This window comes from Sphingobacterium sp. HSC-15S19, from assembly GCF_050433745.1.
GTDB classification, from domain to species: Bacteria; Bacteroidota; Bacteroidia; order Sphingobacteriales; family Sphingobacteriaceae; genus Sphingobacterium; species Sphingobacterium siyangense.
The window spans coordinates 31,017-44,576 of sequence record NZ_JBNPWQ010000036.1 but is presented as its reverse complement, the minus strand read 5'-3'; the positions used below and the strand labels follow the sequence as shown (position 1 = coordinate 44,576).

The 13,560-nt window shown below is 39.1% G+C and carries 13 protein-coding genes; 7 read left to right on the top strand and 6 right to left on the bottom strand.

Annotated features, from left to right (window positions below; translation table 11 throughout):
* Positions 1 to 416 precede the first annotated feature (416 nt).
* Positions 417 to 1,013 carry an RNA polymerase sigma factor gene (locus tag L1283_RS23150; protein ID WP_075991123.1) on the bottom strand — a complete coding sequence of 199 codons (597 nt, stop codon included), beginning with the start codon at positions 1,011 to 1,013 and terminating at the stop codon, positions 417 to 419.
* 533 nt (positions 1,014 to 1,546) lie between these two features.
* Positions 1,547 to 2,818, bottom strand: coding sequence for a serine hydroxymethyltransferase (glyA, locus tag L1283_RS23145; RefSeq protein ID WP_075991122.1), 1,272 nt, complete (start codon positions 2,816 to 2,818; stop codon positions 1,547 to 1,549).
* Between the two features lie 285 nt (positions 2,819 to 3,103).
* Between glyA and L1283_RS23140 the strand changes: the two genes are divergently transcribed.
* The 7 genes from L1283_RS23140 to L1283_RS23110 all read left to right on the top strand — a co-directional run bounded on the left by L1283_RS23140 (position 3,104) and on the right by L1283_RS23110 (position 10,852).
* Positions 3,104 to 3,454, top strand: a complete 351-nt coding sequence (locus L1283_RS23140) for a HesB/IscA family protein (RefSeq protein WP_046674047.1) — start codon at positions 3,104 to 3,106, stop codon at positions 3,452 to 3,454.
* Between the two features lie 215 nt (positions 3,455 to 3,669).
* Positions 3,670 to 7,083 (top strand): isoleucine--tRNA ligase, encoded by a 3,414-nt coding sequence (ileS, locus tag L1283_RS23135; protein WP_429626480.1) that lies wholly within the window; start codon positions 3,670 to 3,672, stop codon positions 7,081 to 7,083.
* Positions 7,084 to 7,086: 3 nt separating this feature from the next.
* On the top strand, positions 7,087 to 7,473 hold the full coding sequence (locus L1283_RS23130) for a TraR/DksA family transcriptional regulator (RefSeq protein ID WP_046674049.1): 387 nt from the start codon (positions 7,087 to 7,089) through the stop codon (positions 7,471 to 7,473).
* Positions 7,474 to 7,528: 55 nt separating this feature from the next.
* Positions 7,529 to 8,179 (top strand): lipoprotein signal peptidase, encoded by a 651-nt coding sequence (locus tag L1283_RS23125; protein ID WP_075991120.1) that lies wholly within the window; start codon positions 7,529 to 7,531, stop codon positions 8,177 to 8,179.
* A gap of 89 nt (positions 8,180 to 8,268) precedes the next feature.
* Positions 8,269 to 9,213, top strand: coding sequence for a M20/M25/M40 family metallo-hydrolase (locus L1283_RS23120; RefSeq protein ID WP_429626479.1), 945 nt, complete (start codon positions 8,269 to 8,271; stop codon positions 9,211 to 9,213).
* A gap of 182 nt (positions 9,214 to 9,395) precedes the next feature.
* On the top strand, positions 9,396 to 10,310 hold the full coding sequence (locus tag L1283_RS23115) for an SDR family oxidoreductase (RefSeq protein WP_088160289.1): 915 nt from the start codon (positions 9,396 to 9,398) through the stop codon (positions 10,308 to 10,310).
* 14 nt (positions 10,311 to 10,324) lie between these two features.
* Positions 10,325 to 10,852: an acyl-CoA thioesterase gene (locus L1283_RS23110; protein ID WP_046674180.1), complete on the top strand. Its 528-nt coding sequence runs from the start codon at positions 10,325 to 10,327 to the stop codon at positions 10,850 to 10,852.
* Positions 10,853 to 10,959: 107 nt separating this feature from the next.
* Here L1283_RS23110 and L1283_RS23105 read toward each other — a convergent pair whose 3' ends face one another.
* From L1283_RS23105 to L1283_RS23090, 4 genes are all read right to left on the bottom strand, one after another.
* On the bottom strand, positions 10,960 to 11,367 hold the full coding sequence (locus L1283_RS23105; RefSeq protein WP_075991117.1) for an EVE domain-containing protein: 408 nt from the start codon (positions 11,365 to 11,367) through the stop codon (positions 10,960 to 10,962).
* Positions 11,368 to 11,394: 27 nt separating this feature from the next.
* On the bottom strand, positions 11,395 to 11,745 hold the full coding sequence (gene gldC / locus L1283_RS23100; protein WP_088160288.1) for a gliding motility protein GldC: 351 nt from the start codon (positions 11,743 to 11,745) through the stop codon (positions 11,395 to 11,397).
* Positions 11,746 to 11,849: 104 nt separating this feature from the next.
* Entirely contained in the window at positions 11,850 to 12,095 is a 246-nt protein-coding gene (locus L1283_RS23095; protein WP_075991115.1) for a hypothetical protein, read from the bottom strand.
* A 6-nt stretch (positions 12,096 to 12,101) separates the two neighbouring features.
* Positions 12,102 to 13,472, bottom strand: coding sequence for a DEAD/DEAH box helicase (locus L1283_RS23090; RefSeq protein ID WP_088163450.1), 1,371 nt, complete (start codon positions 13,470 to 13,472; stop codon positions 12,102 to 12,104).
* Positions 13,473 to 13,560: the final 88 nt, after the last annotated feature.

The following is a 13,560-nucleotide window of genomic DNA, read 5'->3' as shown; positions in this document are numbered from 1 at the left end:
TATGACTATCAAACCTTATTCCAATCGTTGAAAAAAGGTATATGCATAAATTTCTAAGATAAAAAAAGTCTTTGACCTGACAAAAAGAACAGGTTCTTCTGATCTCCACATGACATAATTACCACATCATTTGGACAAATAACCCCGCTTTCAGCTTCGATGCAGCGAAACACTTACACTGATTAACAAGAATTCAATACGTATACTCATCGGTCATTTCTGAAGGCGCGCAGTTATTTTAAGTTCAATCAGGAGCGAATTATTGAAGTAAATGGCTTTTGACGGCATAATGCACAGAGGATTCTAGCATCGCCTTATTATAAAAGAAAAGATGGTAAAATACAAAAGAAGCGATACTGCCCGTAATCCCAATTAGGAATGTAAATAAAAAGGGGCGTTTTGAAATGCCCCCTTTATTATAAATAGCCCATTTGCAGGGTAAGATCGGTACCTTCAATCATCTTACGTAAATTACTCAATGCGTAGCGCATCCTCCCCAAAGCAGTATTGATGCTTACTTCCGTTATTTCCGCAATATCTTTAAAACTCATATCACAAAAGTGTCGCATAATGAGCACTTCTTTTTGATCGTCCGGAAGTTTTTGGATCATTTTCTTAAGATCAACATCAACCTGCTGTTTGAGCATTTTTGACTCTGCGCTTTCATCACTAAATTCGAGCACCTCAAAAATATCAAAGCCATCTGCATTCACAATATTTGGAGCACGTTTTGCTTTTCTAAAAAAGTCAACAATCATATTGTGTGCTATACGAATAGCCCAAGGTAAAAACTTACCCTCTTCATTATATTTACCGGATTTTAATGTGTTGATGATTTTAATGAAAGTCTCCTGGAAAATATCTTCAGCAAGATATTCATCTTTTACTTTCATATATATAGAAGTATATATTTTCGATTTATATCGATTCAACAATGCCTCTAGACCGGACTCTTGGCCACCGACATACATTTGGATCAACTCTTGATCGCTTTTACCTTTTAGAAGTCTCATACGTCACTTACTTTTTTAGCAGTTCGCAAATAAATTATCAGTTCTGTGTTAAAATGTAAATGTTTGCCGTATAAACTATCCTTTCTTATTGTAAAACAATCAATTAATCTAAAACCAAATTACCGCAAAATAAATGAGTAATCAAATTATTACAATTTATTTTAAGGTTTTTTAACATTTAAAAATAAGTTATCTACCTCACATTTCCAAACCGAGCTCTTAAGGCAATACTCCCATTCCCTCCGAAACAAGCTAGAACCAGCAGTTGTACATGAGAAGGACAACACGCCAATGAGGCATTATTCAATCCGAACTTTATAGGGAGTTAATAGGGACCTAATAGGGACCTCATTCGGATGAATCCCTATTTGAACCGTATAAAATACGGTTCAGGTTATTATATAATTCCCGTGATAAGTTAAATTGGTACGGGCTTATACCATACATGTTATGCTGAGAATAGCTGTAGGAAAATAAAAAAGCGGAACCACCGCATCGGTGATTCCGCTTTTTTTTATTCCTAGGGGAATTTCTTATTTATACAATGGGAACTCAGCCATCATTGCTCTTACTTTGCCATGGATCAAATCCAGTTGAGCATCGTTAGATGCATTTTTCAATGCCTCATCGATCAACTCGCCAATTTGTATAATTTCATTCTCTTTAATACCACGTGTTGTAATTGCAGCAGTACCAAAACGTACACCTGAAGTCACAAAAGGAGAACGTGTATCAAAAGGAACCATATTTTTATTTGTTGTAATACCGGCTTTACCTAATACAGCTTCAGCTTCTTTACCAGAAATATCTTTGTTGCGAAGATCCACCAACATCAAGTGATTGTCTGTACCACCAGAGATGATCTTGTAATCTCTTTCCACAAAGAATTGTGCCAATGCAGCTGCATTTTTCTTTACCTGAACGATATATTCCATATACTCATCGGATAAAGCCTCACCGTAAGCTATTGCTTTCGCTGCGATTGTATGCTCCAAAGGACCACCTTGTGTACCTGGGAATACAGCTAAATCCAATAATTGCGTGATTGTACGGATTTCACCTTTAGGTGTTTTGATGCCCCATGGATTTTCAAAATCTTTACCGACCATAATCATACCACCACGTGGGCCACGAAGCGTTTTGTGTGTCGTTGTCGTAACGATATGGCAATGTGGAAGTGGATCATTCAATAAACCACGAGCGATTAAACCTGCAGGGTGAGAAATATCAGCCATTACGATAGCACCAATCTCGTCAGCAACTTTACGAATGCGCGCGTAATCCCAATCACGAGAATAAGCCGAAGCACCACAGATGATCATCTTTGGTTTTTCACGAAGCGCTGTTTCTTCCAATTGCTCGTAGTCAATTAGACCTGTATCTTCTTTTACACCATAAAATAATGGTTGATAGATCTTACCAGATAAGTTCGCTGGTGAACCGTGTGTCAAGTGACCACCGTGAGATAAATCAAGACCTAAAATTTTGTCACCAGGTTTGATTGTCGCCAAAAAAACAGCCGCATTTGCTTGAGCACCAGAGTGAGGCTGAACATTTACCCATTCTGCGCCAAATAATTGTTTTGCACGATCAATTGCGATGGTTTCAATCTCATCCACAACTTCACAACCTCCATAGTAACGTTTTCCTGGGAGGCCTTCTGCATATTTATTTGTCAACACTGAACCAGCAGCTTCCATCACTTGTTTTGAAACAAAGTTTTCTGAAGCAATTAATTCAATACCTTCTTCTTGGCGTTTAAGCTCATCAGCTATTAAATTAAAAATGGCTTGATCTCTTTCCATTGTTTTTAAATGTTGTAAAGTAAATTTTGTAGTTTATTTTAATGCCTCAAAGATAGCATATTCCATAAAGAATATCGACAAAAAGTCCTATTTTATTAAATATTCTTAGAAAAACAGCCTTATTTATGCGAATTACCTAATTAGGTCAAGATCATTTTATGGTGCTATCGGACCGAATAAGCGTACGAAGAATTGAATGTTTCGAAAATGTCAAAAAATTCCGGTCAAGCATTTTGCCATTAAAAAAATGTATTTTTGTATTGGATTGGCTAAAACACTATTACAATGAGTACAGAACATACAGCAGTTGCTCCTGTTTCCTTAACAGAAGGGGCAATCAAGGAACTAAATAAATTAAAGGATCAACAAGAAATCTCTGATGATTTTGGTTTACGTGTCGGTGTTGAAGGCGGCGGTTGTTCCGGTATGAGTTATATCTTGGGCTTTGACCAGAAAAAGGACGGCGATAACGAATACGAAATTCAAGGAATTCGCATCTTTATGAACAAAGCACATGGCCTATATCTTGCCGGTATGGAAATCGACTTCAAATCGGGACTCGATGCAAGGGGCTTCACATTCAACAATCCCAATGCAACAAGTACCTGCGGATGCGGAAGCAGTTTTTCAGCATAACTGAATTTCAGCAAGAATGAAATAACAAAGGGACTGCCATGGGTAGTCCCTTTGTCGTAGCAGATGCTTCCATCATTTTCGCCAGTTGATCAAGGGGGGAGATTTCAAAAAGTTCAACCTCGATTTAATGATATAAGCACAACAAAGCCCTCTTTCATTTTCCATCATAAATCACTAAATTAGCGACCTTTAGAAAAGAAGCATACAACAGTCTGATGTACAAAGAATATAAGCAGTTAAATTTACCCGAGATAGGTAAAGAGATTTTGACCCGTTGGGAACAGGAAAAAATATTCGAAAAAAGTATCAATAATCGTCCTGAAAGCAAGACCTATACATTTTTTGAAGGTCCGCCTTCTGCAAATGGAATGCCTGGAATTCACCACGTGATGGCACGTACGATTAAGGATATTTTCTGTCGTTACAAGACTTTGAAAGGTTACCAAGTGAAACGAAAAGGCGGCTGGGATACCCATGGTCTGCCCATTGAACTTGCTGTCGAAAAAGCTCTTGGAATCACAAAAGAGGATATCGGCAAAAAGATTACCGTAGAACAATATAATGACGCTTGTCGCAAGGAGGTAATGAAATATACCGATGTATGGAATGACCTAACCACCAAAATGGGCTATTGGGTTGACCTTGAGCATCCTTATATTACTTACAAGAATGAATACATCGAAACCTTATGGTATTTATTAAAAGAACTTTACAAAAAAGGTCTTTTGTACAAGGGTTATACGATACAACCTTACTCTCCGGCAGCAGGTACGGGATTGAGTTCGCATGAACTTAACCAGCCCGGCACCTATAAAGATGTTAAAGATACCACCATCGTTGCAGAATTTAGACTTATCAAAAGTCAGCTTCACCCAGCTATAGAAAAATTAGTTGACGACGATGCGGAGGATGTAGCATTCATTGCCTGGACGACCACGCCATGGACTTTACCGTCCAACACAGCTTTGGTTGTAGGCAAGAAAATAAATTATGTTAAGATCCGAACTTTCAATAAATATACTGGTGCTCCTGTATCTGTCGTGTTAGCGAAAGATTTGATCAGCAAACATTTTAAAGCGGAAGGAGAAAATGCATCCTTCCAAGACTATAAATTGGGCGACAAAGTAATTCCTTGGGAGCTTGCAGCAGAATTTGTAGGCGAAGAACTTGTTGGCTTGCGCTACGAGCAATTGTTGCCTTATATCACCAACGAGGACTTACAAGAAAATGCTTTCCGCGTTATTCCAGGCGACTTTGTTACGACTGAAGACGGTACCGGTATCGTTCACGCTGCTCCTACTTATGGTGCGGATGACTTTCGTGTAGCAAAAGAACATGGTGTACCGGGCATCTTGGTGAAAGATGAAAGTGGAAAAGAGGTACCTACTGTTGACCGTACCGGACGTTTTGTAAGTGAAATCACAGATTTTGCCGGAAGATTTGTCAAAGAGGAATATTACAGCGCAGAGGAACGTTCAAAAGAAGACTTCAAACCCACAGACGTGTTGATCTCTATCAAACTAAAAGAGGACAACAAAGCTTTCGATGTCAAAAAATATGAGCATACCTATCCACATTGTTGGCGTACAGACAAACCTGTTCTATACTATCCATTAGATAGCTGGTTTATCCGCACGACAGCAGTGAAGGAAGATTTGGTTGCATTAAATAAAACCATCAACTGGAAACCTGAAGCAACCGGTACCGGCCGCTTTGGAAACTGGTTAGAAAACTTGGTGGACTGGAACCTTTCGCGTTCGCGTTACTGGGGAACTCCACTTCCTATCTGGCGTTCAGAAGACGAAAATGAAGAAGTTTGTATCGGCTCCTTACCTGAATTAAAGTCCTTATTGGAAGCTTCTTTGACCTCAGACGTTTTATCTAACGATGAAAAAGCGAAAAATAAAGCTTACTTGGATAAATTCGACACCGAGCAACTGGATCTTCACCGTCCATATGTTGACGATATCGTTCTTGTTTCTGATGCCGGACAAAAGTTATTCCGCGAACCTGATCTGATAGACGTATGGTTTGATTCGGGCGCAATGCCTTATGCACAATGGGGATTGGATCACGAAAAACTAGCCAAAGGCGAAGAGTTTCCTTTTAAAGCTGGATTTGATCATGCATACCCTGCAGACTTTATCGCTGAAGGAGTTGATCAAACACGGGGTTGGTTTTTCACCTTACATGCGATTTCTACAATGATGTACAAATCGGTTTCCTTCAAAAACGTGGTTTCCAATGGCTTGGTGTTGGATAAAAATGGAAATAAGATGTCCAAACGCCTAGGCAATGGTGTTGATCCATTCTCGACGATCGATCAATACAGTGCCGATGCAACACGCTGGTACATGATCAGCAATGCCGCACCATGGGACAACCTTAAATTCAATATGGAAGGATTGGATGAAGTCCGCCGTAAATTCTTTGGTACTTTATATAATACCTACGCTTTTTTTGCATTGTATGCCAATATCGATAAGTTCTCGTATTCAGAACCAGATATCGCTTTGGAAAAACGTCCTGAAATTGACCGTTGGATTATCTCCTTGTTAAATTCGTTGACCAAGGAGGTAGACGAATACTTAGCGGATTACGAGCCTACAAAGGCCGCGCGCGCTATTCAAAACTTTGTTGATGAACATCTCAGCAACTGGTATGTCCGTCTTTGCCGTCGTCGTTTCTGGAAAGGAGATTATACAGAAGATAAAATTTCGGCTTATCAAACACTTTATACATGTCTTGATACGATTGCGAAATTGATGTCCCCAATATCACCTTTCTTCTCGGATAGATTATTCCTGGATTTGAATTCAGCCACTAACAAGGAACAAGTTGAATCTGTTCACCTGGCGAATTTCCCGGTTTATAATGAAAGTCTAGTCGATAAAGATCTGGAAGAACGCATGGCTTTAGCGCAGGATATCTCATCGCTAACACTTTCTTTACGGAAGAAAACTTCCATCAATGTACGTCAACCATTAAACAAAATTTTGGTTCCGGTACTTGATAGTGCTTTCCAAGAAAAGGTAGAGAAAGTAAAAGATCTGATACTTTCTGAGACCAATATCAAAGATATCGAGTTCATTACAGATACCACTGGTATTATTAAGAAAAAAATAAAACCAAATTTCAAAGCTCTTGGCGCGAAAGTTGGTAAGGATATGAAGTTAGTTTCTTCGTCTATCCAATCGTTGACTATAGATCAAATCAGCACGTTGGAATCAACAGGCGAATTGGCCCTAGCAGGCACGCCATATACGATTTTACTGAGCGATGTAGAAATTATAGCAGAAGACGTTGAAGGATGGCAAGTAGCGAATCTAGGTAAATTGACCGTAGCATTAGATGTACATATCACCGAAGAATTGAAAAAAGAAGGTTTGTCAAGAGAATTGATCAACCGCCTACAAAATCTAAGGAAGGATAAAGGATTAGAAGTCACTGATAGAATTAACGTAAAGTTAACAGCTGCTTCAGAAGTGGTCAATGCTGCCAACGAAAATTTATCGTATATTTGCACCGAAATTCTGGCCGATTCATTGGTATTTGAAGATTCACTAACTGAAGGAGAGACCATCGAGATCGATGGCAAAGAACTTAAGGCATTAATCCAAAAAAATTAAATTATGGCAAACAACAACGAGAAAACACGCTATAGCGATTCAGAATTACAAGAATTCAAAGATATTATCTTGGACAAGCTTAGAATAGCAAAAGAAGAGCTTTCCTCGTTGACCGCAACGCTTAATAACAGTAATGCTAATGGTACCGACGATACTGCTGGAACGTACAAGACATTGGAAGACGGTTCAGCTACTTTAGAAAAAGAGCAAACAAATCAATTGGCTGCTCGTCAAAAGAAATTTATCGACAACCTAGAAGCAGCGTTGGTGCGCATCGAGAACAAAACGTATGGTATCTGTAGAGAGACCGGAAAACTGATTCAAAAAGAACGTTTGAAAGCTGTTCCACATACAACGTTGAGCATCGAAGCGAAAAACAAACAATATTAATTTTAGGCATTAAATATATGGTCTTTGCTTAGGCAAAGACCATTTTTATAACACAATGAAGGGTTATACGAAACCGATCGCGCTCATCGTAGCGATACTTTTAATAGATCAATTGTCAAAAATATGGGTTAAGCTCACAATGACAATTGGACAAAGCCACCATGTATTGGGCAAATTTTTCCAGATTCATTTTATTGAAAACAATGGAATGGCCTATGGTATGGAATTTGGCGGTGATTATGGAAAATTATTTTTGACGGTATTTCGTATTTTAGCCGTAGCTGGTATTGGATACGGCCTGCATTACATGATCAAAAATAAGTATAACCGTGGTTTCATCTTGAATGTTGCCCTAATTCTTGCCGGTGCCTTAGGAAATATCATCGATTCTGCTTTTTACGGTGTCATCTTTAGTGAAAGTACCTGGTATGATAAAGCAAGTTTATTCCCAGCAGGTGGTGGTTATTCTTCCTTCCTGCACGGAAAAGTGGTCGATATGCTTTATTTCCCATTAATTCAAGGCAACTTCCCTTCTTGGGTGCCCTTTTGGGGCGGTGAAGAGTTCCTCTTCTTCCGACCTGTATTCAACATTGCCGACTCGGCAATTTCTGTTGGGGTGGTTTTGATCCTGTTATTTCAAAAACGGTATTTCAAAACAGAAAAAGAAGAGAAATCCAGCATCCACAGTGAAATCGTTGAAGATTAACGAAATATCCCTAAAAGCCTTGTTAATCCCAAGGCTTTTATTTTTTTGTACATATAACCCAATACAACTATCTAAACTCTACTATTAGCATGAAAAACATTAGCCTACTTCTGACATTTTGCGGCCTACTAGGAATCCAAATAGCACAGGCACAACAGATCGAAGTTTCCAACTTAAAGAAACATATCTATTACCTCGCTGACGACAAAATGCAGGGACGGGGAACGGGCAGTAAGGAAGTATTTCAAGCTGCAGATTATATTGAAAAGGAATTCAAAAAATACAAACTTGAGCCTAAAGGTGAAAAAGGGTACCGCCAATCCTTCAAAGCCAAAGTCTGGAAAGTAAAAGTTGCAGACAGCATTCGCAATGCAGATAATATCATTGGATTTATTGACAATGGTGCAGACTTAACAGTTGTTATAGGCGCACATTACGATCACTTGGGAACAGGTCGTCAAGGAAGTTCAAAAGACTCCTTAGGAGTAGGCAAAATCCACAATGGAGCCGACGATAATGCCTCTGGTACTGCTGGTTTATTGGAGCTCGCACGTTACTTTAGCAGCAACAATGAAAAAGAACCCTACAACTTGTTGTTTATTGCTTTCGGAGCGGAAGAATTGGGATTAGTTGGTTCCAAATATTTTACGGAACACCCTACCCTACCATTGGAGAAAATCACAGCCATGCTCAATATGGATATGATCGGCCGTTATAATCCCAGCAATGGCCTTGCTGTAATCGGCTATGGAACAAGTAGTCAATGGCCAGCTATATTCAAAGATGTTCAGGCACCTATAAAATTTAATCTTAGCAAGGAGGGCAACGGCGGATCTGACCAAACTTCATTCTACAAAAAGAATATACCGGTGTTGTTTTTCCATACTGGTGGACACCCAGACTATCATATGCCGACCGATGATGCCGATAAAATCGATTATAACGCTTTAAAATCCATTTTGGATCTAGAAAAAACAGTAGTTGAAAATATCATGAAACAATCCAGTAAAATGGATTTTATATGGACCAACTAAAACAAAAAAGGCGGATTTGTGTCTAACAGCATGTGATAATCTAGCTTTTTATATGCTCAAATACTATAACAGAGATTAGTAAATTAGTTTGTAGACATACACGAATAAACTAAACAGCGCACTTAAGACCCTGCAAACGAGTCTTTATAAACAGGTGCTTGGATATCATTTAATTATTGTTGATGAAAAAAATTCTAGTGACAGGGTCCAATGGATTCCTTGGCCAAAAAGTCGTTGATTTACTTGCTAAAAATGACCAATATGATGTTGTCGCCATTTCAAAGGGTCCAAATCGTAACCCGAATCAAGTGAATTATGCTTTCTTTCAGGTAGACCTATCGGATCGGGAAAAACTGACAGATTTTTTATCTGCACAAACTTTTGATGCAATTGTACATACAGCAGCTATGACCAGTGTGGAAGCTTGTGAAGCAGATCAAGCAGCATGTCAATTGCTTAACGTCGATCTCGTAGCCGATCTGGCTTCCTATTGTACTGCACATCAGACACAACTGATCCACTTATCCACGGACTTTGTATTTGATGGCAAAAAAAATGCGCCTTATGATGAAACAGATCTCCCCAATCCACAAAGTGAATATGGGAAGAGTAAATATGCTTCCGAACAAGTGCTTGTACAATCCAACTGTAATTATGCTATCCTTCGCACGATATTAGTATATGGGATCAATGCTGACCCCAATCGTTCGAATCTAGTATTATGGGCTAAAAGTAAGTTGTCGCAAAATGAGCCCATAAAAGTAGTCAATGACCAATGGAGAATGCCTACCTTTGTGGATGATTTAGCTTATGCTTGCCAACTCGCTATTGACAGAAAAGCGCAGGGAATATTTCATATTTCAGGAGCAGAATTAATGTCGATCAATGAGGCAGTCTACAAAATTGCAGACTACTGGCAACTAGACAAAGGACTGATTTCAGAGATCAGTGCTGCCAGCATTGGACAGGCGGAGAACAGGCCACGGCAGACAGGCTTTGATCTGACTAGATCTAACGCTGAATTGGGTTATGTGCCGACGTCATTTATGGATTCTTTGGCAATCATAGATAATCAATTCAAAACGTTTGGACGATAATGACAAATAATGATATGATAGAGAAATTTGCGCGAGAGTCATACACTGAGATGAACGAATTGGTATTACCCAACGACACAAATACTTTTGGGAATTTGATGGGTGGCCGTTTATTGTATTGGATGGATATCTGTTCGGCTATTGCTGCTCAAAAACACTGTAGCAATGTCGTCGTAACAGTATCAGTCGACAATGTATCTTTTAAGCGCTCCATTAAACTTGGTGAGGTCGTCACGATACAAGCTCAGGTAACGCGTGCGTTTAATAGTTCTTTGGAAGTACGCATGGAAATTTTCGCGTCTAATTTACCGGAAGGCACCCGTGTAAAAACCAACGAAGCTTATTATACCTTTGTTGCTGTTGATGCGGATAACAATCCTAAAGCTGTGCCTGTATTAATTCCGGAAACAGATATAGAACACAAAGCTTACGAAGATGCATTACAACGAAGAGAACTGCGCCTTATTCTCGCGGGGAAATTAAAGCCTGAAAATGCAAAAAAATTAAAAGCGCTGGTCAGTCTTTTTAGCCAAAAGAACTAATGCTTGATGTTCATGACTTACATACCTTGTAAATAATCAAAAAGGGAAAACGATCGTTTTCCCTTTTTTTATATCCCCATACACCGGGTCGATTTATTCACGGTAGCTTACGCGTTGCCAAGCGCTAAAATCCGATCAAATTCTTCTGGCTTCAAAGGCATTACAGACAAACGTCCTTGTCTGACCAAGGCGATATCCTGCAACTGCTCATCAGCCTTAATGGTTTCCAACGTAACGGATTTCTTCAGCGTCTCAACAGGTGCCAGATCCACCACGACCCAACGCTCATCATCTGTTGTCGGATCTTGATAAAATTCCTTGACGACTTTGGCCACCCCCACAACTTCTTTTCCTTCATTGCTATGGTAGAACAGAACCAGATCCCCTTCTTTCATAGCTTTAATATTATTCCTAGCTTGATAATTACGAACGCCATCCCAAAATGTACGGCCATCTTTATTAAATTGTTCCCAGCTATATTTAAATGGTTCAGATTTTACTAAGAAGTATTGCATGGTCAAATTTCTGTTAAGCGTTAAAAACTATTGTTGTGGCATTAAAACTTCCATTTTATCTGCAAAATGCGCACAGTAATCACGCAAGTCGCCAATAACTTTTTCCGCCATCGGATCACCGCCTGAAGAACGGATAAAAGAGTCGCCCAATGTTTGCAGCGTTTCATAGAAAAAACGTTTCATCTCATCGTAGGGCATATCTTTAGTCCAAAGATCAATACGCATTGAATTTTTATAATGTGAATCCCATAGGGCTAAAAACATCGCTTTTGCAGGTAATTCCTCCGCATTATTTCCATCTGTAGAAGACCACATGATATTTTCAGGCACGTTGTTTTCATCTAACTCTACCTGTAATTTTATTTCAGCTTTTTTCATTTTAATATTATTGAGCTATTTATATTGAGCTATGTTTTTTGAAACAGGAACTATATTTGCCATCGATTCACAACCTAACTCGTCTTTATTTTTAATTTTACTTCTTACCCAAAGGTTACTTTGACAATTAAACTGGTGACACAAACGACTACCAAAAATGCCAATTGTAATAACCACATTTTTTTATTTGGCTTTACAAAGACCCTAAATACAATATCAATGACGGTCAATATCAACAACAATAGGATAAATGCGCCCCAAGTAAATAAGGCCTTTTCGTCATTGGGGTTTTCCATAACAAACCAGGCAACAAGGCATGCACTAGCGATATTTAGTGGTGTAAAGCGCACAATAAATTAACGTTTTTTAAAATTACGATTTGTTCCTCCCGATTTTCCGCCTGCAGACTTACTTTTACTTTTTGCTTTTGGTTTAAATCCGGAAGCTCGTTGTGCCTCCCGCACTTCTTTCTGTTTGATAACGTATTTTTTCTCGTGAAAAGCACCTTGGAAATCTGGATCATCTTTCCGCTTTTGATTATCAATCTCTCGTGCAATATCCTGTTTTTCATGAAAGGGTGTTTTCTCTATAAAAACATCCTCTGGTAGTGCGTAGACAGGAATACTTTGCTTGATCAATTTTTCGATTTTGCGAACATAATATTTCTCGGCATCATTACAGAACGTGATAGCATCCCCCTCATTGAAAGCTCGCCCGGTACGTCCAATACGATGCACATAATCTTCTATAACAATAGGTACTTCAAAGTTGATCACATGGCTTACATTAGAAACGTCAAGCCCTCGCGCCGCCACATCCGTTGCGACCAAAATACGAATATTCCCTTCCTTAAACGCATTGATGGAGTTGATACGTGTATTCTGACCTTTATTGGCATGAATAACACGAACCTCATCTTTACCGTATTTACGTTCCAAAAAGTGGAAGACATTATCTGCTACCTGCTTTGTTTTACAGAAAACAATCAGTCGACTAAATGCTTCATCATCTTTCAAGAGATGTTGAAGTAAATTCAATTTTGTCTTTTGGTTGGGAACAACATATAGCGCCTGACTTACCGTCTTGGCTGGTGTAGCTTGTTCGGACACCTCAATAATGGTCGGAAACGCTAAGAAATCACCTGCAATTTTGCGAACAAGCTCACTCATTGTTGCTGAGAACAATAAGTTCTGACGTTTGCGTGGCACAATTTCAAGTACACGATGGATCTTACTAATAAAACCCATATCCATCATCTTATCGGCCTCATCCAAGACCAAAAATTTGAGTGATTTGACAACAATGTGCCCTTCGAGGTACAAGTCTAAAAATCGACCTGGAGTTGCCACGATAATATCCACTCCTTTTTCGAGTGCTTCTATCTGAGTTTTTGGTCCTAATCCACCATAAAGTACCACTGAACGCAAATCAAGATAAGTAGAAAACAACTTAATATTTTCTTCGATCTGCATGGCCAATTCTCTCGTTGGTGTCAAAATCAACGCACGCGCATCATTTCCCTGAGCATATTTTAGCTTCATCAGCATCGGCAAAACGAATGCCGCTGTTTTTCCAGTTCCCGTCTGAGCGATTCCCATCACATCCTGCCCGGCCAATATTGGCGTAATTGCCTTTTCTTGGATCTCAGTCGGTTGTTGATACCCCGCCTCCGCTATCGCATTTAAGATCTGTTTATTGAATTTAAAATTTTCAAATGATTGCTGCATCTTGCAAAGATAAGGAAAAGAGTCCATTTGACTTTCCTTGACCACCAATACGGTACACATTTACTTTCAATTGACATAAAAATTGGTA

Excerpts from the sequence above, each read along its gene's own strand:
- L1283_RS23150 (WP_075991123.1), bottom strand. The coding sequence starts at position 1,013 with ATGAGACTTCTAAAAGGTAAAAGCGATCAAGAGTTGATCCAAATGTAT.
- glyA (WP_075991122.1), bottom strand. The coding sequence starts at position 2,818 with ATGGAAAGAGATCAAGCCATTTTTAATTTAATAGCTGATGAGCTTAAA.
- L1283_RS23140 (WP_046674047.1), top strand. The coding sequence starts at position 3,104 with ATGAGTACAGAACATACAGCAGTTGCTCCTGTTTCCTTAACAGAAGGG.
- ileS (WP_429626480.1), top strand. The coding sequence starts at position 3,670 with ATGTACAAAGAATATAAGCAGTTAAATTTACCCGAGATAGGTAAAGAG.
- L1283_RS23130 (WP_046674049.1), top strand. The coding sequence starts at position 7,087 with ATGGCAAACAACAACGAGAAAACACGCTATAGCGATTCAGAATTACAA.
- L1283_RS23125 (WP_075991120.1), top strand. The coding sequence starts at position 7,529 with ATGAAGGGTTATACGAAACCGATCGCGCTCATCGTAGCGATACTTTTA.
- L1283_RS23120 (WP_429626479.1), top strand. The coding sequence starts at position 8,269 with ATGAAAAACATTAGCCTACTTCTGACATTTTGCGGCCTACTAGGAATC.
- L1283_RS23115 (WP_088160289.1), top strand. The coding sequence starts at position 9,396 with ATGAAAAAAATTCTAGTGACAGGGTCCAATGGATTCCTTGGCCAAAAA.
- L1283_RS23110 (WP_046674180.1), top strand. The coding sequence starts at position 10,325 with ATGATAGAGAAATTTGCGCGAGAGTCATACACTGAGATGAACGAATTG.
- L1283_RS23105 (WP_075991117.1), bottom strand. The coding sequence starts at position 11,367 with ATGCAATACTTCTTAGTAAAATCTGAACCATTTAAATATAGCTGGGAA.
- gldC (WP_088160288.1), bottom strand. The coding sequence starts at position 11,745 with ATGAAAAAAGCTGAAATAAAATTACAGGTAGAGTTAGATGAAAACAAC.
- L1283_RS23090 (WP_088163450.1), bottom strand. The coding sequence starts at position 13,472 with ATGCAGCAATCATTTGAAAATTTTAAATTCAATAAACAGATCTTAAAT.